Annotated in this window: 20 protein-coding genes and 1 tRNA gene; 14 read left to right on the top strand and 7 right to left on the bottom strand. The window is 68.7% G+C overall.

What is annotated here, in order from left to right:
* Both CFP71_RS08925 and CFP71_RS08920 read left to right on the top strand, forming a co-directional pair.
* Positions 1-187: Rv3654c family TadE-like protein (locus CFP71_RS08925; RefSeq protein ID WP_143267055.1), on the top strand; the 187-nt coding region annotated here is incomplete at its 5' end.
* 417 nt (positions 188-604) lie between these two features.
* Positions 605-1,231: a bifunctional DNA primase/polymerase gene (locus tag CFP71_RS08920; protein WP_093933352.1), complete on the top strand. Its 627-nt coding sequence runs from the start codon at positions 605-607 to the stop codon at positions 1,229-1,231.
* A 26-nt stretch (positions 1,232-1,257) separates the two neighbouring features.
* On the opposite strand, the gene CFP71_RS08915 is transcribed toward CFP71_RS08920, so the two are convergent.
* A complete protein-coding gene (locus CFP71_RS08915) occupies positions 1,258-3,738 on the bottom strand; it encodes a DEAD/DEAH box helicase (protein ID WP_093933351.1) in 2,481 nt (826 codons plus the stop codon).
* Between the two features lie 321 nt (positions 3,739-4,059).
* On the opposite strand from CFP71_RS08915, the gene CFP71_RS08910 reads away from it, so the two are divergent.
* The 4 genes from CFP71_RS08910 to CFP71_RS08895 all read left to right on the top strand — a co-directional run bounded on the left by CFP71_RS08910 (position 4,060) and on the right by CFP71_RS08895 (position 8,356).
* Positions 4,060-6,354 (top strand): sodium-translocating pyrophosphatase, encoded by a 2,295-nt coding sequence (locus CFP71_RS08910; RefSeq protein ID WP_093933350.1) that lies wholly within the window; start codon positions 4,060-4,062, stop codon positions 6,352-6,354.
* Positions 6,355-6,467: 113 nt separating this feature from the next.
* Positions 6,468-7,022: a lipoprotein gene (locus CFP71_RS08905; RefSeq protein ID WP_167406050.1), complete on the top strand. Its 555-nt coding sequence runs from the start codon at positions 6,468-6,470 to the stop codon at positions 7,020-7,022.
* 103 nt (positions 7,023-7,125) lie between these two features.
* Positions 7,126-7,710 (top strand): hypothetical protein, encoded by a 585-nt coding sequence (locus tag CFP71_RS08900; protein ID WP_093933349.1) that lies wholly within the window; start codon positions 7,126-7,128, stop codon positions 7,708-7,710.
* 34 nt (positions 7,711-7,744) lie between these two features.
* Positions 7,745-8,356: a hypothetical protein gene (locus tag CFP71_RS08895; protein WP_093933348.1), complete on the top strand. Its 612-nt coding sequence runs from the start codon at positions 7,745-7,747 to the stop codon at positions 8,354-8,356.
* Positions 8,357-8,799: 443 nt separating this feature from the next.
* On the opposite strand, the gene CFP71_RS08890 is transcribed toward CFP71_RS08895, so the two are convergent.
* Positions 8,800-9,612, bottom strand: coding sequence for a S1 family peptidase (locus CFP71_RS08890; protein ID WP_093933347.1), 813 nt, complete (start codon positions 9,610-9,612; stop codon positions 8,800-8,802).
* Positions 9,613-9,881: 269 nt separating this feature from the next.
* Between CFP71_RS08890 and topA the strand changes: the two genes are divergently transcribed.
* On the top strand, positions 9,882-12,794 hold the full coding sequence (gene topA, locus CFP71_RS08885; RefSeq protein ID WP_208635912.1) for a type I DNA topoisomerase: 2,913 nt from the start codon (positions 9,882-9,884) through the stop codon (positions 12,792-12,794).
* Positions 12,795-12,907: 113 nt separating this feature from the next.
* On the opposite strand, the gene CFP71_RS08880 is transcribed toward topA, so the two are convergent.
* The 3 genes from CFP71_RS08880 to CFP71_RS08870 are packed head-to-tail and all read right to left on the bottom strand — an operon-like array spanning position 12,908 to position 15,659.
* Positions 12,908-14,422: a carboxylesterase/lipase family protein gene (locus CFP71_RS08880; protein WP_093933346.1), complete on the bottom strand. Its 1,515-nt coding sequence runs from the start codon at positions 14,420-14,422 to the stop codon at positions 12,908-12,910.
* 11 nt (positions 14,423-14,433) lie between these two features.
* Positions 14,434-15,069: a VC0807 family protein gene (locus CFP71_RS08875; protein ID WP_093933345.1), complete on the bottom strand. Its 636-nt coding sequence runs from the start codon at positions 15,067-15,069 to the stop codon at positions 14,434-14,436.
* Positions 15,066-15,659, bottom strand: coding sequence for a TetR/AcrR family transcriptional regulator (locus tag CFP71_RS08870; RefSeq protein ID WP_244199606.1), 594 nt, complete (start codon positions 15,657-15,659; stop codon positions 15,066-15,068). The genes CFP71_RS08875 and CFP71_RS08870 overlap by 4 nt, the downstream gene beginning before the upstream one ends.
* Before the next feature lie 112 nt (positions 15,660-15,771).
* On the opposite strand from CFP71_RS08870, the gene CFP71_RS08865 reads away from it, so the two are divergent.
* The 6 genes from CFP71_RS08865 (at position 15,772) to CFP71_RS08840 (ending at position 22,624) form a co-directional block, all read left to right on the top strand.
* Complete coding sequence (locus CFP71_RS08865) at positions 15,772-16,563, top strand: ESX secretion-associated protein EspG (RefSeq protein WP_093933344.1); 792 nt, start codon at positions 15,772-15,774, stop codon at positions 16,561-16,563.
* Positions 16,556-17,329, top strand: a complete 774-nt coding sequence (locus CFP71_RS08860; RefSeq protein ID WP_093933343.1) for an ESX secretion-associated protein EspG — start codon at positions 16,556-16,558, stop codon at positions 17,327-17,329. Before CFP71_RS08865 ends, CFP71_RS08860 begins: the two co-directional genes overlap by 8 nt.
* Positions 17,330-17,437: 108 nt before the next feature.
* Complete coding sequence (locus CFP71_RS08855) at positions 17,438-18,592, top strand: hypothetical protein (protein WP_244199605.1); 1,155 nt, start codon at positions 17,438-17,440, stop codon at positions 18,590-18,592.
* A gap of 13 nt (positions 18,593-18,605) precedes the next feature.
* Positions 18,606-19,220, top strand: a complete 615-nt coding sequence (locus tag CFP71_RS08850; RefSeq protein WP_244199604.1) for a hypothetical protein — start codon at positions 18,606-18,608, stop codon at positions 19,218-19,220.
* Positions 19,221-19,364: 144 nt separating this feature from the next.
* The gene (locus tag CFP71_RS08845; RefSeq protein ID WP_093933340.1) at positions 19,365-21,416 is read left to right on the top strand and encodes a bifunctional MFS transporter/dTMP kinase; all 2,052 of its coding nucleotides are present in this window, start codon (positions 19,365-19,367) and stop codon (positions 21,414-21,416) included.
* Positions 21,413-22,624 (top strand): DNA polymerase III subunit delta', encoded by a 1,212-nt coding sequence (locus CFP71_RS08840; protein ID WP_093933339.1) that lies wholly within the window; start codon positions 21,413-21,415, stop codon positions 22,622-22,624. Before CFP71_RS08845 ends, CFP71_RS08840 begins: the two co-directional genes overlap by 4 nt.
* Before the next feature lie 458 nt (positions 22,625-23,082).
* On the opposite strand, the gene CFP71_RS08835 is transcribed toward CFP71_RS08840, so the two are convergent.
* Positions 23,083-24,765, bottom strand: a complete 1,683-nt coding sequence (locus CFP71_RS08835) for a hypothetical protein (RefSeq protein WP_093933338.1) — start codon at positions 24,763-24,765, stop codon at positions 23,083-23,085.
* A 141-nt stretch (positions 24,766-24,906) separates the two neighbouring features.
* On the opposite strand from CFP71_RS08835, the gene CFP71_RS08830 reads away from it, so the two are divergent.
* Positions 24,907-24,980, top strand: a tRNA-Thr gene (locus CFP71_RS08830).
* Between the two features lie 95 nt (positions 24,981-25,075).
* Here the strand turns inward: CFP71_RS08830 and CFP71_RS08825 are convergent.
* Positions 25,076-25,702, bottom strand: coding sequence for a TetR/AcrR family transcriptional regulator (locus CFP71_RS08825; protein ID WP_093933337.1), 627 nt, complete (start codon positions 25,700-25,702; stop codon positions 25,076-25,078).
* Positions 25,703-25,731: the final 29 nt, after the last annotated feature.

Raw genomic sequence — 25,731 nt, 5'->3', positions numbered from 1 at the left:
CGGGCCCGGCGCGGCCTGCGAACGGGCGCGGCAGGTCACCGTCCGGATGTCCGTCACTCTGCTGAGCTGCCGGTGGGAGCGAGGCGACGCCCTGGTCGAGGTGCGGTCGGAGTCGCCGGGACGGTGGGCGGCCATCGGGCAGGCGGGGGCACGGGCCAGGGCGGGTCCGGTCGACAGGCCACCGTGACGGGCGTCGCACGGTGAACGGTCGCCCAGCGGTGACCAGCGGGTAGTACGGGCGAGTAACCGCCGGGCGCGAGCAGCGGTCGTTGAGGCGCGGCGAGCGGTCGAAGTCATGATCAGCGCTCCGCCGAACGGTCGCGCACCGCAGGTCGTGAGCACGATCACAGCGACAAGGACGCCCAGCTCGGCTGCGACGAACGGCCTCGAACCGGTCGGGCACGCCCGTTAATCGGACGTCCGGCCTTCAGTCCGTCCTGTCGGACTACCGCGCGTTCATCGCTAAGTAACGGCCGGTTGTCGCGTGAGGTCTTCTCCCGATGTGCAACTTGCCGTTTATTGAGATGTGCGCCACCTCGAGAAGGTCGCCGGGTGGCCGCGCAGGACTTACACAGGACAGAGTTGACCTGAGGCAGGGACAGTAATGTTGGACGCGAATTGGCCGGACAGCTGGCGGGGCGCCTTCCGCATCGAGATGCGGGCGGAGGCGATCGGCCTCGCGTGGCGTGGCTGGCCGGTGCTCCCCGGTGCGGAGCCCGCCGCGCTCACCGCGGAAGGTGACGACCTCACCTGGCGGCGTCCCGTCCCGGCCAAGGACAACTGGCGTGAGCTGACCGAGGCCCACCCGCACGACGTCGCCACCTGGTTCGGCGACGAGACGCACAGCCTGCTCGTGGCCACCGGCACCGTGCTGGACGCCATCGAGGTCGACGACGAGCTCGGCAAGGCCGCCGCCCGTCTGCTGCGTGCCTCCGGCCACCCGGCCCCGATCGTCGCGATGCCGAACGGCCGCTGGCTGTTCCTGACCACCGTCGCCACGAGCATCCCCCGCGAGCTGGAAGACCAGGCCTCGATCCAGTGGCACGGCGCGAACGGCTACATCCCGCTGCCCCCGTCGCCGTTCCAGCACGGTGTCGTGCACTGGCGGGTCAAGCCCGAGGTCTGGGGCTGGCAGCTCCCCGAGGCCGCCGAAGTGCACGACGTGCTCGTCCGTGCGCTGGCCGGTGACCAGGCCGCCGCCCCCGTGGCGAGCCTGACCACCGCCGCCTGATCGACCCACGAGCCCAACCCACAATTTCAAAGCTCCGAGTGGCCTGACCGGGACCCGTGTTGACGCAACGCCCCGAGCACGGTGTCCAGAACGGCCACTGCCCCCGCCTTGTCCAGCGGATCGTTGCCGTTCCCGCACTTCGGCGACTGGACGCAGGACGGGCAGCCGGCCGGGCATTCGCAGGAAACGATCGCCTCCCGCGTTGCGGCCAGCCAAGGGACAATTGCGGCAAACCCGCGATCGGCGAATCCCGCACCCCCGGGATGGCCATCGTGCACGAACACCGTCGCCTCCCCGGTGTCCTCGTGCCACGCGGTAGACACCCCGCCAATGTCCCAGCGGTCGCAAGTAGCGAACAGCGGTAGCAGGCCGATCGCCGCGTGCTCGGCGGCATGCAGGGCACCGGGGACGCGCGCCGGATCCAACTCGGCGCTCGTCCCCGGTGCTCCGCCAAGATCCTCGGTCCCCACCCTGGAGCCTCCGGTCCCCACCGGCTCCAGTACTTCGGTCCCCGCCCGATGGCCCCCGGTCCCCGCCATGCCATCGGAAGACAGGCCATCGGAAGAGCCGAGCAGCTCCGCCGAGATCGTGTACCAGACGGCGCGGGTGTGCAGGCTCTGCTCCGGCAGATCGAGCGGAGTCTGGTCCAGCACTTCACCGGAAGGCCGTCTCCGCAAGTAGCCGACCACTTGCGAACTCACCGACACCTCGCCGAGGTTCACCGTGATCCCGCCGTGCACCTGAGTCTCTTCGGTGCGCAGCACGCTGATGTCGACGATCTCGCGCGGTGACGTGGTCCAGTCCGGATCCTCCGCGTGCACCAGGGCGAGCCCGGTCTCCAGATCGAGTTCGTCGACCACATAGGACGAACCCTGGTGGAGGTACACCGCGCCGGGATGCACCGCGTAGCAGGCGGAACCCGGATCGACGGTGCCGAGCATCCGGCCGGAATCGGCCTCCACCACCGCTATCTGCTCGCCGCCCGAACCGCGGATGCCGACCTCGGCGTGCGGCCGGTCGCGCGAAGTCCAGTACCAGCCGCTCGTGCGGCGCCGGATGATCTTCTCCTTGACCAGATCGGCGAGCACCCCACGCGCCGCTTCACCGCCGAAGGCCGCGACCTCGGGTTCGGTCAGTGGGAGTTCGGCGATGGCGCAGGCCAGCTGCGGCCCGAGCACATACGGGTTCGACGGGTCGAGGACGGCGGCTTCCACCGGCCTGTCCAGGATCGCGGCCGGATGGTGCACGAGATAGGTGTCCAGCGGATCGTCGCGGGCCACGAAGACGACCAGTGCCGCGTCCCCCGCGCGCCCGGCCCGGCCCGCCTGCTGCCAGAACGACGCGAGCGTTCCCGGATAACCGGCCAGCACCACCGCGTCCAGCCCGGCGATGTCGACGCCGAGTTCGAGCGCGTTCGTCGTCGCCACGCCGAGCAGCCGCCCGGAAAGCAAGGCCGCTTCGAGGGCGCGCCGCTCCTCCGGCAGGTACCCGGAGCGGTACGCGGCGACCGATTCCGCCAGGGCACCGTCCACTTCGGACAGAATTCGCCGTGCGCCCAGCGCCGTCAGCTCCGCGCCTCGACGCGAACGGACGAACGCCAGCGAGCGGGCACCCTCGATGACCAGTTCGGCGAGGATCCGCGAAGCCTCCGCGCCGGCCGATCTTCGTACCGGTGCCCCGTTCTCGCCCGAAAGTTCCGACAACAGCGGGGGTTCCCACAGTGCGACCGTGCGGGCGCCGCGCGGCGAGCCGTCCTCGGTGACCGGGACGCACTCCTGCCCGGAGAGCTTCGAAGCGAACGCCGCCGGATCCGCCGTCGTCGCCGACGCGAGAACGAAGACCGGCGAAGCGCCGTAGTACGCCGCGACCCTTCGCAGCCTGCGCAGCAGCAACGCGACGTGCGAACCGAAGACCCCGCGATAACTGTGGCATTCGTCGACCACGACGAACGAGAGCCGCCGGAAGAACCGGGACCAGCGCGCGTGCGACGAGAGGATCCCGCGATGCAGCATGTCCGGGTTCGTGAACACCCAGTTCGCGTGCGCGCGGACCCAGTCCCGCTCCTCCAGCGGAGTATCGCCGTCGTACGACGCCGCCCGCACCTTCTTGATGTCCAAAGAGGACACGGAACGCAACTGATCGGCGCCGAGCGCCTTGGTCGGCGACAGGTACAGCGCCGACGCACGCTCGTCCTCGATCAGCGCGGACAGCACCGGCAACTGGTACGCGAGCGACTTGCCCGACGCCGTCCCGGTGGAGATCACGACGTGCTTGCCTTCGCGCGCCAGCGACGCGGCTTCCGCCTGATGCCGCCACGGCGCGTCGACGCCGCCCGCCTTCAGCGCCTCGACGACTTCGGCCGCCGTCCACGCTGGCCAGTCCACCGAATCCGCCGCGCGAGCGGGCAGCTCGGCCACATGGGTGACCGGGTACAGCGAAGCCGGGATTCCCGCCGTCGCGCGGTCGAGAAGCCGCCGCCCCTTACCGGATTCCGCCGTGCCGTCCACGTCCGGAAGCTTCGCACAGCGCACCGACAGAAACGGGCCGCCGCCGGAGGAGAACGGACGCCGGGAGGGGGCCCAGATGATCGATAAAGTGATCAGACTCACAAGGTTACGGAACGTGCGGTGGCAGGGACGGCTTGCCGCCCGCCATCCCACTACCAATACACTCCCGCAATCCACACCGTCTGTGGCGAGCGTCATGTGAGACGTACCTTGCAGTGCGACTAGCGTGACCTTCGATACAGATCCCCATGCCAGCGCACGACACGCCGGTTCCATCGGCGGATCGCTCGTTGGCCAACGGCGACGTCTCCAGGAGGACGAATGTCCCGGCAGTTCCTCGCGGCGGGCGAACTCACGCTCACCGGAGGTGGTTACACCATTGTCGGTGTAATCGCCGTGGTCGCCCTTGCCGCACTGGTCATCGGCTACGTTCTGCTCAAGGAGGTGCTGGCCGCCGGCCAGGGCACCACCAAGATGCAGGACATCGCGAAGGCAGTGCAGGAAGGCGCGGCTGCCTATCTGAAACGGCAGCGCAACACCCTCGCGATCTTCGGTGCGATCGTGTTCGTACTGCTCTTCGCCTTGCCGGCCGATGACTGGAACGAAAAGATCGGCAGGTCGATCTTCTTCCTGGTCGGCGCGGCGTTCTCCTTCGCGATCGGCTATCTCGGCATGTGGCTGGCGACGCAGGCGAACCTGCGCGTCGCGGCCGCTTCGCGCGAGTCCGGTGGTCGCGAGAAGGCGATGCGCCTGGCGTTCCGCACCGGCGGCGTGGTCGGCATGATCACCGTCGGCCTCGGCCTCTTCGGTGCCGCGGTGGTCGTCCTCGTCTACACGGGACAGGCCCCGAAGGTGTTGGAGGGCTTCGGTTTCGGTGCCGCGCTGATCGCGATGTTCATGCGTGTCGGCGGCGGTATCTTCACGAAGGCCGCCGACGTCGGCGCCGACCTGGTCGGCAAGGTCGAGCAGGGCATCCCCGAGGACGACCCGCGCAACGCGGCCACCATCGCCGACAACGTCGGTGACAACGTGGGCGACTGCGCCGGCATGGCGGCCGACCTCTTCGAGTCGTACGCGGTCATGCTCGTGGCGGCACTGATCCTGGGCAGCACCGCCTTCGGCGTGCACGGCCTGATCTTCCCGCTCATCGTTCCCGCCATCGGCGTGATCACCGCGGTCATCGGTGTCTACATCACCAAGGCCAAGGCGGGTGAAGGCGGTCTGGTCACGATCAACCGCTCCTTCTACATCTCCGCCGCCATTTCCGCGGTGCTCTCGACGATCGCGGCGTTCGTCTACCTGCCCGGTTCGTTCTCCGAGCTGACCAGTGGCGCCACGGGCGAGCCGGGCAACCCGGCGCTCATCGCGACCATCTCGGTGATCATCGGCATCGTGCTCGCGGCGATCATCCTCAAGCTCACCGGGTACTACACCGGCACCGAGTACAAGCCGGTCAAGGAGGTCGGCAAGACCTCGGAAACCGGTGCGGCGACGGTGATCCTGTCCGGTCTTTCGGTCGGTTTCGAGTCCGCCGTCTACACCGCGCTGGTCATCGGCGCGGCCGTGTTCGGCGCGTACCTGCTCGGTGGCGGCGTCGCGCTGTTCGCCGTGGCGCTGGCCGGTACCGGTCTGCTCACCACCGTCGGTGTCATCGTCGCGATGGACACCTTCGGCCCGATCTCGGACAACGCGCAGGGCATCGCGGAGATGTCGGGCGACGTCGACGAAGACGCCGCGCAGATCCTCACCGAGCTCGACGCGGTCGGCAACACCACCAAGGCCATCACGAAGGGCATCGCGATCGCCACGGCGGTCCTCGCGGCGACAGCACTGTTCGGGTCCTACCAGGACGCGATCAGCAAGGCGCTGAAGTCGATCCCGGAAGCGGCCGAAGCCAGCATGTCGACGCTGAACTTCTTCGTGAACACGGTGGTCAGCCCGAACACCCTCGTCGGCGTGATCGTCGGCGCGGCGGTCGTGTTCCTGTTCTCCGGTCTCGCGGTCAACGCGGTGTCCCGTGCCGCCGGCGCGGTCGTCTACGAGGTGCGCCGCCAGTTCCGCGACATCCCGGGGATCATGGAGGGCACCACCCGTCCCGAGTACGGCCGGGTCGTCGACATCGTCACGCGCGACTCGCTGCGTGAGCTGACCACGCCCGGTCTGCTCGCGGTCTTCGCACCCATCGCGGTCGGTTTCGGCCTCGGCACCGGCGCGCTCGCCGGATACCTGGCCGGTGCGATCGCGACCGGCACCCTGATGGCGATCTTCCTCGCCAACTCCGGTGGCGCCTGGGACAACGCGAAGAAGCTCGTGGAAGACGGAAACCACGGCGGCAAGGGATCGGACGCGCACGAGGCCACCATCATCGGTGACACCGTCGGCGACCCGTTCAAGGACACCGCCGGTCCCGCGATCAACCCGCTGATCAAGGTGATGAACCTGGTGTCCGTGCTGATCGCCCCGGCGATCGTGCAGTTCTCGATCGGCGCGGACGCCAACGTCGGCGTCCGTATCGCGATCTCGCTGGTCGCGGTCGCGATCATCGTCGCCGCGATCGTCGTTTCCAAGCGTCGCGAGTCGGTTCTTTCCGACAGCCCCGCGGAAGCGAAGGCGTGACACCGTAAAAGCAGTACCCACCGGGCCCGCCACCTTTCGTGGCGGGCCCGGTGCCGTGTCCGGGCAGGCTAATCTCTGCGCGTCACGCTGATCCTGATCCGGGGAGCCCCGCCATGAGGCGTTCGATCATCCTGTTCGCCGCCGTATTCCTGCTGGCGGGCTGCAATGGCGCCGAACCGGCCGCCGTCGCCCCGCCTTCTCCTTCTTCCGCTCCCGCGGCGGGCGGCTCTTGGATGGACGGCTTCTGTGGTTCGCTGATCGACTTCGCCAAGATCGGCGATTTCAGGATGCCCGACTTCGAGCAGGACGATCCCGCGAACGCCCGCAACGCGATGGACGAGGCCTTCGGCGTGTTCGCGCCCGGTTTCGACAACGCCGTCACCGGTTTGAAAGGGCTCGGTCAAGCGCCGAGCGCGGAAGCCGAGAGCGCGCGCAAAAGCATCGTCGACGCGCTGACGCCGATCCGGGACCAGGTCGTCGCGGCGAAGGCGAAACTGGACGCCGCGCCCAAGGACGACAAGAAGGCCACGGCGGAGGCCGCGATCGCGTTCCGGCAAATCGGGTCCGACATCAACGACATGCCGGACCCGTTCCAGCAGCTGGAAACGAACGCTTCGCTCAAGGCCTTGGCCGAGCAGGCCCCGAACTGCAAGAAGTTGCCCTCCTGACCATTCTTTTCGTCGTCTTGATCGCCCGGCGATTTGCATTGCCCACCGGTATCGGTACCGTCGGGGGCCAGCTGGGAAGTCGTGGAGTCCGGGAGGTGTTTTCGTGCGGCCGCGGTTCACCGTCCTTGCCGCGCTAGCAACAGGTATCGGGCTCGGCCTCGCCGGGTGCGGGCAGCAGCCCGCGGTGACTTCCCACGCCAGACAAGAAGGTCTCGCGACGGTCAGCGCGTCGGAGGCCGACCCCGCCTCCGCCTGGGCGGAGGGGTACTGCGACGCGGCGGGTGGCCTCGTACGGACGCTGGCGGCCTTGCCCAGCGTCGACCCGAGCACGCCGCAGCAGGCCTCCCGGACCTCCGGTGACCTGATGGCTTCGGTCTCCGAAGGGCTGAAGCGGACTTCCGCCGCGCTCGTGAACCTCGGTCCGGCCCCGGTCTCCGGCGGGGACACCTCGCGCACGTCCGCCGTCGCCCAGCTCGACGGCATCCGGGCCCGCGCCGACGACGTCCGCCGCCGTCTCGACTCCTCAGCCGACTCCGAGGCGACGAAAACGGCACTTCGCGACGCGAGGACCTCTCTCGACGAACTCGACCGCCTCGACCTTCTCAGGGGCCTTAACGACGTGCCTCAGCTCGCTTCGGCGAGCAGCCGGATCCCGGTTTGCCAGGATTTGGTCAAGCAACCGCGCTGAGTCACCGCGCTATCACTGGCCATGACTCGAACTTGTGTTCTATTCTGTCCGGGTGGACGGGACGATCTCGCTCTTCTCGGCGGAGGCGAGCGGGCCGGGGCTCGCCGACCTCGCCGGAGTGCTGTGCGGGCCCGGGCGGATGACGGGCTTCGGGCGGACGGCGGCACGGCTGTCCGCCGTGGTCGACGAGCCTTGGCGGGCGGGTGCCCTCGCCAGGGAATGTCGTCGGCGCGGCGTCCAGGCGCAGGTCTCGGCCGCCCAATGCGGGCGGCCACTGGTGAGAACGCCGTTCCGGGTCGATCTGCTGCCGCTCGAGCAGCGCTGGGGTCGTGGTGAAGAGAAGGTCCTGCCGGACGGGTTCCGGCTCGACGGGGCCATGTTGAGGATGTGGGCGCTGGCGGCGGGCAGCCCCCAGGGCAACGGCTACCTGCTCGCGCTCGATCCGGAGGTGCCGGAGACGCATGAGCGGCTGATCAAGGCGCTGGCCCAGCTCGGCGTCCCGGCGAAGGTTCAGAAGGGTGAAGAAGCGCTGCTCCGGGTCACCGGGCGGAGGCGGCTCGCGCACGTCCTTGAGCTGATCGGGGACGCGCCGGCGGGAGCCGAGCCCGCCTGGCCCAGCCTGGTGCCGGTGGTGCGCGCCGTTTGAACGTCATGATCGCTTGGGTCGTGAGAGGCGATTCGTGTTCTGGCGGACTCGTTTTTGCCTGCCCGCTGGTGCAGCTGGCGAGTGTGGAGGATTTGGGACGTTGAACGTCCCAAATCCTCCACCCTCGCGCAGGTCAGGCATAGGTAGGTAAGTGCCGGTCCGCTCTAACCCGAATCGCCACTCACGACCCCCGCGCGGCTGCGGCCTCACGTGACTGAGTGGACGGCACGTGTGAGCAGACGGACGGCACGTGTGATCAGACGGACGGCACGCGTGACTGGCTGGACGACACGCTCACCGCGGGGGCCCGTCGCGTGCCGTCCGTCCCGTCACGCGTGTCGTCCATTCGATCACCTGTGTCGTCCATCTGATCACGCGAGACCGCTCGACCGGAGGTGACGGTCAGCTCCGAATCGAATCGCCACTCGCGACCCGCGCAAGGGTCAGGGCTTCGGCGCCTTGCAGTCCGGGTTCGCCAGGTCCAGTTCACTGTGCTTGAGGCAGGAGGTCAGCTGATAGGTCTGTTCCCCGTAGTTGATGCCCTTCCGCACCGTCACCTTCCCGGCGGCGTCGACCTCGCACGGGTTGTTCATCGTGCACCGCTGGCCGCTTTCGTTGCCGGTGTTGTTGACGCCGACGACCTTCCCGGTCGAGGTCTCGATGATCGGCGACCCCGAGGTCCCGCCGATCGTCTTGCACGCCGGGGTGTACCGGATCGAGTCCTTCCAGACCCAGTTCGCCTCGCGCAGCTCATGGACGAAGCCGTCGATGTTGCACGAGTAGATCTTCTTCCAGTACCCGGAGACCACGTCCATCGCGACACCGGCCGACGGACGGGTCGGCGAGAGCGTCAGCGGGGCGATACCGTAGGTCGACTGGATCTTGGCGTAGCTGGTGTTGAGCTGGTAGAGCGAGACATCCGTGTCGGTCATCGTCGCGTAAAGCAGCTTCTTCGCCTTGAGCGTGCCCAGTGACGAGCGGCCGTCCTTGGACAGCAGGCTGAAGGTCCGTGATGAAGACTTGTCGACGATTACTTCTCCCGGGTCCGGGAAGCCTTCTTGCAGGCAATGCCCGTTCGAAAGGACGAGGGCCGGGTCGTCGAGGCTCGCCTCGGGCGGCTTGACCACCGACCCGGAGCAGTTCGACAACGCCACGGTGCCGGCGAAGGTGGTCGTCGCCGCCTCGGCGGGGGTAACTCCGACCAGGGCGGATGCGGTCAGCATGGCGAACAGCGTGCCGAGGAGTCGTCGAGTCACGTGGAGTCCTTTCGGGTCGGCGTGGGTATCAAGTGAAGCGTTGGCGGGCACGGTGTCACCACCGTCGAACGGAGGGTGTTCACCCCGTCACGCGGGACCCCAGGCGGACGTGTCCGACATCACGTGCTAGGTGTTGAAAGGAAACATCGACGAGGTCAGCGGCGATGCGCTGGACACACGATCGGCGGCGTGTTGCGCCACCTAGCCGGGGTCCGGACGGCGCGAGCGTGCACACTGACGGGTCGAGAGGCGGCGCGAAGGCGCCGAAGATGAGCGGAGAGCAGGACAGCGTGGCAGGAGCACGGACGAAGAAGACCGCGGCGTCGGACGACGGCGCCGGCCGTCGTCGGCTGGTGATCGTCGAGTCGCCGACCAAGGCCCGCAAGATCGCCCCGTACCTCGGCGGTAACTACGTCGTGGAGTCCTCGGTCGGACACATCCGCGACCTTCCCCGCGGCGCGGCGGACGTGCCCGCCCAGTACAAGGGTGAGTCGTGGGCGCGGCTGGGTGTCGACGTCGACAATGACTTCAAGGCGCTCTACGTCGTCACACCCGACAAGAAGTCCAAGGTCACCGAGCTGAAGGGCCTCCTGAAGGACGTCGACGAGCTCTACCTCGCCACGGACCCCGACCGCGAGGGCGAGGCCATCGCGTGGCATCTGCTGGAGACCCTCAAGCCGAAGGTCCCGGTGCGCCGGATGGTCTTCCACGAGGTCACCGAGCAGGCGATCCGCGCCGCGGCCGACAGCACCCGCGAGCTCGACGGCGACCTGGTCGACGCGCAGGAGACCCGCCGCATCCTGGACCGGCTCTACGGCTACGAGGTCTCGCCCGTGCTGTGGAAGAAGGTCATGCCGAAGCTTTCGGCAGGCCGCGTGCAATCCGTGGCGACCCGGATCGTGGTCGAGCGGGAGCGCGAGCGCATGCGCTTCACCTCGGCGTCGTACTGGGACATCTCCGCCACGATGGACGCCGGCGCCGAGGCCTCGCCGCGCAACTTCCCGGCCAGGATGATCGCCGTCGACGGCGCGCGCCTGGCCACCGGCCGTGACTTCGGCTCGGACGGACAGCTCAAAGCGTCGAACAACGAGATCCGCGTACTGGCCGAGGCCGACGCGGTCCGGCTGGCCGAGGCGCTGAAGAACCGTGACTTCAAGGTCGCGAGCGTCGAAGAGAAGCCGTACACGCGCAAGCCGTACGCGCCCTTCATGACCTCGACCCTGCAGCAGGAAGCGGGCCGCAAGCTGCGGTTCACCTCCGAGCGCACGATGCGGATCGCGCAGAAGCTGTACGAGAACGGTTACATCACCTATATGCGTACCGACTCCACGACGCTGTCGGAGTCGGCGATCTCGGCGGCGCGCAGCCAGGCGACGCAGCTGTACGGCAAGGAATACGTCTCGCCGTCGCCGCGCCAGTACACCCGCAAGGTGAAGAACGCGCAGGAAGCCCACGAGGCGATCCGTCCCTCGGGCGAGGTCTTCCGCACGCCGGGCCAGGTCGCGAAGGATCTGGACACCGACGAGTACCGCCTTTACGAGATGATCTGGCAGCGCACGATCGCGTCGCAGATGGCGGACGCGAAGGGCACCACGATGTCGGTGCGCATCGTCGGCACCGCCACCAGCGGCGAAGAGGTCACTTTCGCCTCTTCGGGTCGCACGATCACCTTCGCCGGGTTCCTCAAGGCATACGTCGAGGCCGTCGACACCGAGAGCGGCGGCGAAGCGGACGACAAGCAGAGCCGTCTCCCGCAGCTGGTCAAGGACCAGGCGCTGACCGCGACCGACCTGAGCCCGGACGGGCACACCACGTCGCCGCCGGCGCGCTACTCGGAGCCGAGCCTGGTCAGCAAACTCGAAGAGCTGGGAATCGGCCGCCCGTCGACGTACGCGTCGATCATCAAGACCATCCAGGACCGCGGCTACGTGTGGAAGAAGGGTTCCGCGCTGGTGCCCTCCTGGGTCGCGTTCGCCGTGATCGGCCTGATGGAACGGCACTTCGAGCGGCTGGTCGACTACGACTTCACCGCCGGCATGGAGGACGAGCTCGACCGCATCGCCGCCGGTGCCGAGCACCGGACGCAGTGGCTGTCGAAGTTCTACTTCGGCGGTGACATGGGCGTCGACGGGTCCGTCGGCCGTCTGGGTGGGCTGAAGAAGCTGGTCGGCTCGGGCGTCGAGGACATCGACGCCCGTGAGATCAACTCGATCCCGCTGTTCAGCGACGCCGACGGGCACACCGTCGTCGTGCGCGTCGGCCGCTACGGCCCGTACCTCGAGCGCGAGGTCGACGGGACGTCGCAGCGGGCGAACCTGCCCGAGGACCTGCCGCCGGACGAGCTGACCCCGGCCATCGCGGAGAAGCTGTTCGCGACGCCGCAGGAAGGCCGTGTGCTCGGCAAGGACCCGGTCAGCGGGCACGAGATCGTGGCGAAGGAAGGCCGCTTCGGCCCGTACGTCACCGAGCTGCTGCCCGAGCCGGAGCCACTGCCCGAAGGCGCGACAGCCGCGCAGAAGAAGGCCGCCAAAGCGAAGCAGCCGAAGCCGCGTACGGGTTCGCTGTTCAAGTCGATGTCGATCGAGACGATGAACCTCGAAGACGCGCTGAAGCTGCTTTCGCTGCCGCGCGTGGTCGGCAAGGACCCGGAATCCGGCGACGAGATCACCGCGCAGAACGGGCGCTACGGGCCGTACCTGAAGAAGGGCACGGACTCGCGTTCGCTGACCACCGAGGATCAGCTGTTCTCGATCACACTCGAAGAGGCACTGAAGATCTACTCGGAGCCGAAGCAGCGTGGCCGGTCCGCGACCGCGAAGCCGCCGCTCAAGGAACTGGGCGACGACCCGGTGTCCGGTAAGCCGATGGTGGTCAAGGACGGCCGCTTCGGTCCGTACGTGACCGATGGCGAGTACAACGCGACGCTGCGGAAGTCGGACAGCATCGAGGAGCTGACCGCCGAGCGTGGTGCCGAACTCCTGGCGGAGAAGCGTGCGAAGGGCCCCGCGCCCAAGCGCAAGGCTCCGGCGCGGAAGCCGGCGGCGTCGAAGACGGCGGCCACCAAGACGACCGCGGCCAAGAAGACCGCCGCGACCAAGACCGCCGCGTCGAAGACAACAGCTGCGAAGACGACCGCGGCGAAGAAGCCTGCTTCGCGCTCGACGGCCACGAAGACGAAGTAGCTCTCGTACCGCAAGTGTCATGAGGGGTCCCCTTAGGACGAAATCTGTCCGAAGGGGACCCCTCATGACATTCGGCGAGGCGGGGGCGGGACAGCGACCGACGAGAAGCGCGGTCAGGAACCCAGGCCCGCCCAGAAGCCGCACCGGTGATCGACGTCGTGAGCGACCGGCCGGATGGCGTCCGGCGCGAGTGAAAGCACGCCACCGGAATCCCACCGCGGCGAACCGGCGGCGTTCGGATCACCCGTGTGCATGAAGCTGGTCCAGTACGCGATCATCTGCTCCGACAACCGTTTCTGCTCCGGCCGCAGCGGCAGTTCCTGGCCGTGGAGTTCGAAGAGGTAAGCCAGGTCGAGCGCGTGCGCCGCGCCGTGCGGCAGGCCCGGCGCCTCGATCCCGTTGACGTTGGGCGCGTTCTTGTCGTCGAACTCGTACCCGTACACGGGAGTTCGCTTCGCCAGCAGCCTGTTCCCCTCGGCGGTCGGGCACGCCCAGGAGCGATCGGTGGTGACGGTCGCCCAGGCCATGGCGGGGGATTCGTAGTCCCGGGACGGATACTTCGCACCGACCCCGCCCGCGTGCTCGCCGAAGGTCGCGCGCAGGAATTCCTGGTAGCGCTCCTCGGTGATCGGCTTGTACAGGGCGACGCCGGCGATGAACGACCGCATCTCGTCGTGCGTGCCGCCCGAAATCACCGGTACCCGGTGGAAAGCGCCCAGCCGCACCGCTTTCGCGGGATCGAGGGGGAGCAACGGGGTGCCGTAGGTCAGATGGTTGGAGAACGTCTGCGTGTGCTTCATCAGGTCGGCGGCGGGGAGACGGCGGAGGCAGCCGATCGCGTCCGGGCCCGCGCAGCCGTGGGTCGCGGCCGCCGCGGCGCCGTCCGCCTCTGTCTTGGCCAGCGGGGAGTACGGCGTCTGCGCGGGCTGATTCGGGATCAGGCCACCGTCGGGCCAGTCCAGCAGGCAGGAGCCGGACATGATCGCGGCCTTGTCGAAGAGCCCGGCCGCCGCGGGCGACGTGAGGAGCGCGCAGGTGCTCATCCCGCCCGCGGATTGCCCGGCCACGGTCACGTTCCGCGGGTCCCCGCCGAACGACGCGATGTTGCGCTGGGTCCAACGCAACGCGGAAAGCTGGTCCGCCAGGCCGAAATCACCGGATCCGGCGAGCCCGGGAAGTCCGAAGTAGCCGAAGACGCCGAGACGGTAGTTCACCGTCACCACGACGACGTCGCCTTGATCCGCCAGGCGTCGCGCGCCGTAGTGGCTGCCCGCGTCCATGGTGTAGCCGCCGCCGTGCAGCCAGACCATCACCGGCAGGCGGCGGTTTCCCGCGTCGCGTGGCGCGGTGACGTTCAAGAAGAGACAGTCTTCGTCGCCGCCGGTGGCCTGAGGACAGACGTTTCCCGGTTTCGTCGCGTCGGCGACGCCCTTCCACGGCTCCGGCGGCCGCGGCGGCTTCCAGCGATCCTCGCCGACGGGTGGCGCGGCGTACCTGATGCCGCTGAACGTCCGGACCTGCCCGGATTCGGCGCCGCGGACGGCTCCCGCGTCGGTGCGCACGACGAGCGGATCCGCGGGCGCGACGATCGTGAGAAGGCCGGTGACGAGTGCCAGCAGGAGATGCATGAGATGTCCTTTCAGTGATCGGCGAGACGACGCCACAGTCCGACGTGGCGGAAATAGAGGTGCTGAAGCACCTGGACGACGACGAACGTGACGCCGTACAGCGCGGCGCCGAGAGCGGGAACGGCGTCGACAGGGAGGGCGTACGCCATCAGGACCCGACCGGCGGCGTCGGCGAGCAGGGCGACTCCCCACAGGACGGTCGCGACCCGCCAGGCGCGCCGGAACCAACCGTGCCGCGGCCAGAGCTCGTTCCATTCGGTGACGCGCAAGGTGTCCGCCCACGGGCTCTTCGCGAGCATCGAACGGCCCATGCCGAACGCGAGCGGCCTGGTGAACAGCAGCGAGATGAGGAACGCGGCGCCGACGGCCCCGGTGAACCAGCCGGCCTTCGCCAGCATGAACCGGGGGCTGCCGGTGACGAACGAGACGCCGACGCTCACCGCGAAGATCGCCAGCACGAAGATCGCGAGAGTGTCGATCGAGCGACGCCGGATCGCCCGGTACAGCACGAAGGCCACGGTCGGCAGTGCGCACAGAGCGAGCGCGGCCAGCGCTCCGGCACCGAGGCCGCGCAACACGTAGTAGCCCGCGAGGGGCACCACGATTTCGAGGAGCACCACACCCCACTGGCGGATCGCGGGAGTCACGTCGGCCGCCTGGTCGCGAGGTCGAACAGGGTCACCAGTTCTTCGGCGTAGGAGGTCAGGTCGATCGTCGGTTCGCCCGCGAGCAGGAACACCGGTCCCTCCACGGAACGGCGGATGGTCGTCGCCATCACCCGGACGTCGAATTCGCGGAACTCGCCGCTTTCCTGGCCCCAGCGCAGGATGCGTTCCACCGGTTCGAGCGCCGCCTGCTCCGTCGACGCGTCGAAGTCGAGCGCGCCGCCGAGGAAGATGTTCAGCAGGGCCCGCATCCGGGTCGGCCGCGCGGCGGCGAACTCCAGGTTCGCCTCGATGTAGGTCCGCAGCGCCGCGCTCGCGGACGACGGCTCGCTCATCCGCTCCGCCATGAACGCGCCGATCTCGCCGAAAACGTCTTCGAGGACCGTGCGGACCAGTTCTTCCTTGTTCGCGAAGTGGTACGAGATCAGCCCGGTGCTCGACAACTTCGCCTCCTTCGCGATCTGAGCGAACGACGCCTTCGCGTAGCCGAGGGTCGCGATCGTCTCGATGGCCGCGGCCACGATCTGTGCGCGCCGGGCACTCTCGGTGAACGACTTCGCTTTTGCTTGCATGAGCAAAAAATAGCTCACCCGAGCAAAACTGTCGACCCCCGACCGCTCACCGACCGCTCGCAGACCCGTCTCACCCGTTCGAACAAAAGTTCTAAAAATTGTCGGTACCAGGGTGTTCAATGGTCAGGTGAGCATTTCAACGACCGCTGTCTTCGACGTCATCGACGAGGTCATCGCCCCGCTGGCGGCCGAGGTCCCGGAGCGTCCATCGGTGATGGAGTTCTACGACCCGGAGCTCGCCGTGCCGCCGGTGCTGGCCGACGAGGAGCCGACTCCAGGGCTCACCCTGGCCGAGGAGGTGGAGCAGTACACCCGGTTCGTGAGCGGGATGGCGACCATCGGGCTGGCCCCCGGCGGTGAGGTCACGCCCGAAGCCGTCGGGCTGTATCGCGCGCTGCGCGGCGGGTTCATTCGCGGCGTGGTGACCGGGGTCTTCCCGTCGCGCGAGGAGCCATGGGAGGTCCGGTTCTTCGGCGACGAGGACTACACCACGGTGCTGAACAAGCTCGGCAAGCGAGCGCGGCTGCGGTCCGGTTTCCTCAGCGCGCTGCCGGGCTGGGTGTTCGACGGGCTGCCCGACCACCCGACGGGGCCGGGCGAGACCGTGCGCATCGAGACGGACGTGGACGGTTTGATCCCCGTGAAGGCCCGCGAGGCCGTCGAGGTGATCCGTGAGGGCGCTTCGCGGCCGCGGCACGGCACGGTCCTCGTCGATCTCGCGGTGCGGAACTCCATCCTCGCCGAGTACCCGCACGGAGCTTTCGGCCTGGTGGACAACGACCTCGGCCGGTATCAGTTCAGCGCGGCGATGAACGGCGAAGGGCGCTGGACGCTCACCTGGGGCCCGGCCAGCCGGTCGATGGCCGAGCAATGGATCGTGAAGGCGGTGCAGAACCATGCGTGAACCGACCACGGTGAAGGAACTGATGAGGCGCGCCGCCGAGCCGGTGCTGCGCGCGGTGCCCGAGCGCCGGAGCGTGTACCTGGGCTACGACCCGGAGATCACCGACGACGAGATCCGCCGTCTGTGCCCGTCGTACGACGAGCCGGCGGATCTCGTCACCCAGGCCGAGCGGTACGCGGCCAAGGCGGCGATGCTCGAAGAAGCCGGGCTGATGGAGAACGGCGAGATCCATCCCGCCGCGCTCCGGATGCACGGCGTGATGCTGCGGGGTTCGGTGCGAGGCGTGCTCACCGGCGTTTTCGCGTCCGCGCCCCGCGCGGTGCGGGTCGATTGCTACGGCGACGGGCAGCAGGCCGTCGTCTGGCGGATGCGGTCGGGGCGGCGGACCACGTTCAGCCTGAGCGACTTCGGCGAGCTGGGCGCCCGCGTTTTCGGCGGGCTCCCGCACGTTCCCGCCGGTGGGACGGAGCCGATGCGCATCAGGATCGACGGGCACGGCGTGCCGCTGCCCGGTCAGGACGAAGAGGTCGGCCTGGTCGGGGACACGCTCAGCAGGCCCCGGACCGGGACGGCGATCCTCGACCTGGTCGCCTTCGGCGGGCTGAACGCCGAGTACCCGGACTACGGATTCGTGATCGTCGACAACGATTTGGGGAGGTTCGTGTTGTACGCCGCCCCTTCCGAAGGGTGGCTGATGTTCGGTGGAATGGACCGCCGGGCATTGGCGGGCTGGCTGCACGAGGCGGTGGACATGAGCCGGACGTAGCCGCTGGGACGAGGGGGCGGAATGGATCTGGATCGGCGGGCGGCCGACGCTTGGTTCCGGCGGCGAGGGTTGCCGATGGTCATCCACCGGCGGAGGCGTGGAGCGGGCATGTTGCGCCGTTCCACGCCCGGTCTGGTGTTCCTGTGCCTGCTCGACCTGCTGCTGGCCGGGTTGCTGAAGCTGCTCGACGTCCCCGAAGACGTGATCGAGGCCCGGATGCGGGAAAGCGGTCTCGCGTACGTCCTCGGGGTGCTCGCCTTGACGTTCGCCGTGGTCGTGGTCCCGGTGATCGCCGGCCGCCTGATGGTGAAGCTGCTCCGGGCGTTGAACCGCACCCGGGTCCGGCTGGCCGTCATGGCGGCGACGATCGGGTTCTGGGTGCTGGTGCTGCCGCTCGGCGAGCGGCTCACCGGGCTGGTGTCCTGGGATCGCGCGTTGTGGGTGGCCGTGCTCACGAACCTCGTCGCGCTGGCCGTGCTGATGCTGCTGGTGCGGATCGGTGTCGGCTCGATCCTGACCTGGGCGGCGCGCAGCGCGGTCGCGCAGGTCAGGGCCATCGGCACGCTCGCGTCGAGGGCGTTGCCGCTGCTCTTGCTGGTGGTGATGTTCAGCTTCTTCACCGCCGAGCTATGGCAGGCCGTCGAAGGGCTGGACCCGGGGCGGTTGTGGCTGGTGATCGGCTTCCTCGTGCTGATCGGCGCGGTGTTCCTGGCCTCGATGCTGTCCGACGAGATGAAGGAGCTGAAGTCCTGGACCGTGGAGCCGGGGGCGGCCGTCCTGCGCGGCACGCCGTTCGACGACGACGCGCCGTTGGATGACGACACCGCGCCGGTGCGGCGGCGGCGCGCGCTCGCGAAGACGGAGCGGCTGAACATCGCCTTGGTGCTGTTCTTCGCCCAGGCGGTGCAGATCGTGGCGTTCGGCGTGCTGGTGTTCGCCTTCTTCATCGTGTTCGGGGTGCTGATCCTGCGGCCGGAGGTCGTGACGGAATTCGCCGGCAGGCAATCGGCGCCGGGGACACTGCTGGGTGTCCCTCTTCCGGTGAGTTCCGCGCTTGTCAACGTCTCCCTTTTCCTTGCCGTTTTCTCCGGTTTGTACTTCGCCGCGTCGACGGCGACGGATGCCCGTTACCGGCGTTCTTTCTTCGAGCCCCTGCTGGAAGATGTGAAGATCAGCCTCGCGGCGCGTGACATTTATCTGGCCCATTGGGCGGATGTGCGGCGGGCCGAGGTGGTTACCCTTGAAGTAGAGGACATTCCGTAGTGAGGTGGTCACCATGAGCGGGAAGGGCGGAACCCCCTTCTTCGATGCCCCCGACGTCGTGAAAGCCGATGGCACTCAGGCAGATCCTCCGGCCGACAGGTTCGCCGACCCCCTGTCCGGGCTGGTCACGACCGGCACGGCGGCGCAGGCGAACCCGTCGGTGGACGCCGACGAGGTCCGCGTGCAGGTACCGGGGCCGGTCCAGCACGACCCCGAAGTGGTGAGCAGGATGGTCAACGCGGCGATGCTCGCGGACGATCAGCCCGCCGAAAGCCCCGGCCCCGAGCAGACAGCGGACCAACCGCCGTCCAAGATCGTCAGCACGGTGGGTGAGCAAGGCGCTGCTCCGATCGGGATCCTGCCCCAACAGCGCACCTGGCCGTCGAGGCCGTCCCAGCTGATCCGTCAGCCACGCCGGTTGAAGCAGGAAGAGCCCGCCGAGGTCGACGAAGAGGCCGAGGTCGAAGTACGGCGTGCCAAGCGATCCATGCAGATGCCACGGATCGGCAAGCCGTCGTCGAACACCGCCGGCGTGATGATCGCGATCGCCCTCATGATCGTCTTCGCCGTACTCGCCATCCAGCTGCTGGCCAGCCTGTTCAGTAGCATCGCGGGGATCTTCGGGTAACCCGTCCGGCGGTAGCGCCGGACGGGGCCGTCCGCCCTCACCTCGCCCATCGGGATACCCTGGCCATACGGTCGGGGGACTCGGCGTTGACCCGGGTCGCTCCCGGCGTCGCGTGACTAGTGGGGTGGGCGTATCAGCGAGGGCGTGCGGTCGGTGCCCGAAGCGGGCACCGGTGAATCGACGGGGCGAGACGCTTCCACCATGCACCGCGTGCGGCGGGTGCTGGCGATCAAGCCGTTCCGCCGGATCTGGGGTGTCTCGTACCTGTGCAGCGTCGCGGACTGGCTGAACCTGCTGACGCTGACCGGTCTGGTCACCAAGCTGACCGACAGCTACGCCGCGCAGAACTTCGCGTTCGTCGGGGTCGTGCTGACCTCGCTGCTGCCGGGGCTGCTGTTCGCCCCGCTCGGCGGGCTGCTCGCCGACCGGTTCGACCGGCGCAAGGTGATGGTGCTCTGCGACCTCGGCCGGTGCGGGTTCCTGCTGTCGATCGCTTTCGTCGGCACCCCGTGGTGGGTGTTCGTCGGGAACTTCCTGGTCGGCTGCTGCGCGATGATGTGGATCCCGTCGAAGGACGCGGCGGTGCCGAATCTGCTGCGACGGCCGGACCAGGTCGAGACGGCCAACCAGCTCGGCATGGTGATGACCTACGGCCTCGCGGTGATCACCGCGGCCGGGGCGAACGCCGTGCTCACCGGCAGCAACACCACGTTCCACTTCTTCCAGGGTGACGCCCAGCTCGGCATCGCGAAGGTCGCCGTCGTCATCACCGGTCTGCTGTACCTGACCAGCGCGATCGTGATCGCCACCCGGATCCCCGAACTCTCGCTGCGCAATGTCCACGCGGTCGAGAAACCCAAGGTCAAGGCGGCCGACGAGGAGAAGTTCGGCTTTCGTCAGATGATCGCCGACGGCGCCCGCTTCGTGCGGACGACGCCCTTGGTGCGCGGTCTGATGATCGGCGCGTTCGGCGCTTTCGCCGCCGGTGGCGCGGTGATCGGTTCGGCCAAGCCGTACTCGTCGAGCCTGCTCGCCGGTGACGCGGCGTTCAACCTCCTGGTGCTCGCCGTCTTCCTGGGACTCGCCACCGGGATGGCCGTGGCCCCGAAGCTCGCGCGGCGGCTCGCGCACGATCGGCTGTTCGGCATCTCGATCGTCGCCGCGGGTCTGTGTCTCGTCGTCGTCGCGCTGTCTCCGCACCTCGCCGTCTCGCTGGTCGCGGTCGCCGCTGTCGGGGTCTGGGCCGGGACGGCCTTCCTGACCGGTGTCACGATCATCGGTTCGCGGATCGAGGATTCCATCCGCGGCCGGATCAACGCGATCTACCAGTCGCTGATGAAGATCGTGCTGTTCGGCTCGACGATCCTGGTGCCGGTGCTGATCAGCGCGGTCCAGACGACCGAGGTCGAGTTGTGGGGCAGCAGGATCACGATCGACGGCACGCGGCCGGTGATGATCGGTGGCGGGGTCCTGGCGCTGCTCGCCGGTATCTTCGCGTACCGGCAGATGGACGACAGGCGGGCCGAGCCGATCCTCGCCGACCTCCGCAACGCGCTGCGCCGCAGCCCGCGCCGGGTGAACGGGCTGCTGATCGCGCTGGAAGGCACGCGGGCGATCAACACCGAGAAGCAGGCCGAGCGGCTGGCCGAATGGCTGCGCGGGGGTACGCGTCCGATCGTGCTGGCGGCCGACCCGGCGCTGGACGACCAACGGCTCGCGAAGCTCGTCTCCGGTGCTTCGCTTTCCGGCGCGCGGGCGCAGGCGCTGGCCGCCGCCGCGGTGCGGGCGGACATCGTCGAACGGGACATCCAACCCGCGCTCGACGCCGGTTCCGTGGTGGTGATGGAGCGGTTCGTGGATTCGCCGCTGGCGCATCTGTCCGCGGTCGCCGGGCTGGACAGCCAGGAGCTCGAAGGGCTCGCGGACTGGGCGACCGGCAGGTTGCGGCCCGACATCACCGTTCTGCTCGACGCCGATCCCGGCACGGTGATGCGGAAGTCGGAGTCACTGGACGCGCAGTGGCGGGTGCAGCATCTGCTGTCGGAGATGGCCGCCGCCGACCCGGAGCGGTATGTGGTGGTCGACGCGGAAGGCACCGAGGAAGAAGTGAGTGACCGGGTGCGGACCGCGGTCCGCGCGGTGCTCGTCGGCAGGCTCGCCGGGATCGCTCCGGCGGAGGAGAAGGTCGAGGCATGACGGAAGCCCCTGTGCTGATCGGTGTCTGGAAGCAGCTCGTCGGCCAGGAGCCCGCCGCGCGCACGCTTTCGTCGGCGTCGACGGCGGCCGCGAGGATCATCGAGAACCAGCCTGTCGCGCCGGGGGCGATGACGCACGCCTGGCTGGTCACCGGTCCGCCCGGTTCGGGGCGCTCGACCGCCGCGAGGGTCTTCGCGGCGGCGTTGCAGTGCAGCACGGGGACGGGGTGCGGGGAATGCCCTGGCTGTCGCACCGTGATCGCCGGTACGCACGCCGACGTCAAGCTCGTCGCGCCGGAAGGCCTCTCGATCTCCGTCGCCGAAATGCGTTCGCTGGTCCAGGCCGCCGCGCGCCGCCCGACCACCGGGCGGTGGCAGGTGGTGATCATCGAGGACGCCGACAGGCTGACCGAAGGCGCGTCGAACGCGCTGCTGAAGGCCGTCGAGGAGCCGCCGGACCGCACGGTGTTCCTGTTGTGCGCGCCGTCGGATCATCCGGACGACGTCTCGGTGACGATCCGCTCGCGGTGCCGTCTGGTGACGCTGCGGACGCCGCCCGCCGAGGCGATCGCGCGGGTGCTGGTGGAACGGGACGGCATCGATCCGGAACGTGCGCGGTGGGCCGCTTCGGTCTCGAGTGGACATGTCGGCCGTGCGCGGCGTCTCGCCACGGACGAGGCGGCCCGGCAGCGGCGGGCGACCGTGTTGCGGATCCCGCTCGGCCTGCGCCGTCCGTCCGATGTGTTCACCTGTGCCGATCAGCTGATCAGCGCGGCCGAGGCGGACGCGGGTGAGGAGAGCAAGGTCCGCGACGAGGCCGAACGTTCCGAACTCCGCACCGCGATGGGCGGTGACGGCACCGGGAAGGGTGTCGCCGGGGCGAAACGAGCCGCCGAAGCCGCGGTGAAGCAGCTTGAGAAGCGCCAGAAGTCACGCGCGACGCGGACCCAGCGGGACACGCTCGATCTCGCGCTGGTGGACCTGGCCGCGTTCTACCGGGATGTGCTCGTGACCGCGAGCGGCGCGGCGGGCGCGACGCTGAATCACCCCGACCACGCTTCGGAAATCTCGCAGGCCGCCTCCGCCTGGGCGCCCGACTCGATCCTGCGGCGCCTCGAAGCCGTCCTGGGCTGCCGCGAGGCCATCGACCTGAACGTGAAGCCGAGGATCGCCGTCGAAGCCATGGTCACCACCCTGCGCCAAGGCTGACCAGCCCCACACACCCGCCCTCGACACTCCTACCCCAGCCCCCCGCCCATCCCAGGGGGCGTCCCCGAGTCCAGTTTACCGGGGGAAGGGGCGGAAAAGTGCTGGTCGGGCGAGTTGTCCACAGGTAGAGGTGGTTGTGGACAAGTGCTGTGGGTAAGTGAAGAGGATTCGGGTGTGAAGGGGTCGTGCCCCCAATGTGGCATTGGAGACGCTCGATGTCCCCAATGCCACATTGGGGGCAGCGCGTGGCAGGCCTGAAAGGGCCCCTTCGGTCCCCGAAGGGGAACCCGGGCTAAGGGTCGCGAGACCCCGAGGGCGAGTACGTGAAGGCCCCCTTCACTGCGCCTAGCGCAATGAAGGGGGCCTTCACGTACTTCACGCGATCGAGAGCGGTACGAACGGGCCTCCCACGCGGGGGCCAGGCGTGAAAGGACCGTTCATCACCCTCCTCGCCCCGTCTAGTCCTCCGAGCGCGGACGCGGCGAAGGCTTGAAAGGCTTCTTCTCGATCGAGACCGGAACCACCGCGAGCCGTCGCCGTCCCGGCATGGCGGCCACGAGGACCACGCCGATCAGCAGCATCGCGGTACCCGACCAGAACATCGGCACCGTGTCGTAGGCGGCGTTGGTGTAGGCCAGGTTCTTGACCGGCCCCTTCGGCGCGGCGCCACCGTTGTTGCCCGCGGGCGGCGGGGTCGCCGTGCCGCATTCGACACCGCCGGCCGGCGCGTGCGCCCGGGCGATCTGCTCACCGAGCGAGATCTGCGCCAGCGACGACGGCAGCTTCTTCGCGACGTCCGGCGGCAGCGCCTTCTGCAGTGCGGTGGTCGGCAGGATCTGCAGGTCCAGCAGCCGCGCCGAAGCGCCCAGCTGGAAGCCCTTGAACGGCGAGGTCGTGTCGCTCGACTTCTGGTTCAGTCCGGCGATCGAAAGCTTCAGCACCCCGAGGTCGAGAGTGAGCCCGTTCCCAGCCTCGCCGCCCGGGAGCTGCTTGGTGGCACCGTCGAGCATCTCGGCGAGCCCGCCGATGACCGGCACGTTCTTCAGCTGCTCGAAACCCGGCACCTGCTTGAGCGAAGGCAGCGGGATGCCGATCGGGATGTCCTTGGTCGGGTTGTTCGCGTCGAGGGTGAACAGCACCTTGTCGCCGCGGACGATCTGCAGCACCGGCGCGCTGTACTCGACCTTCGACGTCTTCTTGTCACCGGTCGAGGTGACCCGCAGCGTCGGCTGGCTGGCGACCTTGATCGTCAGGCCGAGCGGCGTGCCCTTCAGCAGCTCGATACTGGCGGCCTGCAAGGTCGACGTCGATTCGACGGCCTTGTTCTTGGAGCCGGGGATGTCGACCAGCCGCACGACCGAGCGCGAAGACAGCGTGTTCGGCAGGCTCAGCACCGCGCCCTTGCCGTCGGCGTTGGTGCTGTTCCCCGAAAGCAGCCCGCCCAAGCTCGCCAGCGGACCCGGAAGCCCCTTCAAACCGGCCGTGAGCTGCTCTGAAGCCTGAGTCAGTTGCTCGGCACCGGGGATGTTCGGGATGGTCGGCAGCAGCGCGAGGTTCGCGATCGACGTGCTGGAGTCGGCGATCGTGCCGACACACGGACCGAGCGTCGGGCTCCAGCGCGCGTGCGCCTCGCCGTTCAGCAGACCGAGGTTGAACAGCGGGTTCTTCGGCGCGTTGAGGCCGCCGCTGATCGGCTTCGGGTTGTCCGGCAGCGCCGTCTGCACGAGGCTGCCCGGTGTCTGCGGCGCGTTGCCCGCGGCGGACAGGCCGAACGGCGAAGACTGCGCGATCGACTTCTCGTAGTTCAGGTAGGCCTCGGAGTTGGCCTGCGCGCTGGAAAGCCCCATCCCGGCTTCGAGCGCGGACTGTTTCGGCAGCAGCTTGTCCGCTCCGGGCAGGATCGCGCTCGTCGGCACCGCGTTGGGCAGCAGCCGCAGCACGCCCAGCGCCGCCCCGGCGTCACCGACCGCCTTGCCCAGCGGCTGCGGCCCGATCGGCGCCGACATCGGCGGCTGCCCGGGATTGGCCGGATCGGGGATCGGCGTGGTCGGGATGTCCTGGGCTAGCGCCGGAGCCGCGGTCAGCAGGAGCAGGGCCGCGGCGGCCGGAAGCGCCAGCACGCGGGGCAGTCGTTGCCGCATGAACGGGTCCTCCAGTGGGGATGGGCCGATCTTGGGGGACTGAGACCGGCGTCATAGGACCCTAACGACGGTGGCCGGAGAAGGTGACGTTCAACCCCTCCGCTACACTGGGTCCCGTCGCCGGGTGAGAGCCCGGCGTCTGCCGCCTTAGCTCAGTCGGCCAGAGCGATTCACTCGTAATGAATAGGTCAGGGGTTCGATTCCCCTAGGCGGCTCCGCAGGTCAGGGCCCCATTCGGAACACTCCGGATGGGGCCCTGATTCGTTTCCGAGCAGGCGACGGATACGCCGCGAAAGTTCACCCGTCGGTGTCAGCCTTTGAGGAACATCCGCGACAGGGAAGTGCTCACGCCGGTGAGGTGATCGACGAGCGTGTCCGCGTCCGCGTCGAGCAGGCCGGAGCGCCACGCGAGCATGATCTCGACGAAGCCGCCGATCCCCAGCAGGACGTTGACCCGGAACTCCAGCCCGTCCACGTCCGGCTTCAGGTGCGGCCGCGCGAGTTCGATCAGCAGGCCGGTGGTCTCCTGGACGGTCTGCCGCCGCAGCTGTTCCAGCACCGCGCTCCCCGCGTGGTCACCGAAGAGGATCTGCGCCCGCGCCGGCTCTTCCTGCACATGGTGAACGACGACGTCGACGGCGGCGCGGAGCTGGTCCAAAGCGGGTTGCTCGATCCGGGAAGCGACGGCGTCGAGGACCATCCGCAAGGTCTCGTCGCGGACCTGTTCCCAAGCGGTGGCGAGCAGCGCGTCGCGGTTGGTGAAGCTCTCGTAGAAGTACCGGTCGGTCAGGTTCGCCCGCGCGCAGACGCCCCGCATGGTGACCGCCGCCCAGCCCTGTTCCTGCCAGATGTCGAGGGCGGCGCCGAGCAGGGCGAGCCGTCGTTCGGTTCGGCGCTCGTCGGCGGTCTTGCCGCTGTAGCGGCGGGACGCGGTCACCTTCCCATCTTGACAGCAGGTGCCGTCAG

Origin of the sequence: Amycolatopsis thailandensis (assembly GCF_002234405.1) — a bacterium.
Lineage (GTDB): Bacteria > Actinomycetota > Actinomycetes > Mycobacteriales > Pseudonocardiaceae > Amycolatopsis > Amycolatopsis thailandensis.
Note: the sequence above shows the minus strand (reverse complement) of the source record. Positions and strands in the feature narration are given on the sequence as shown.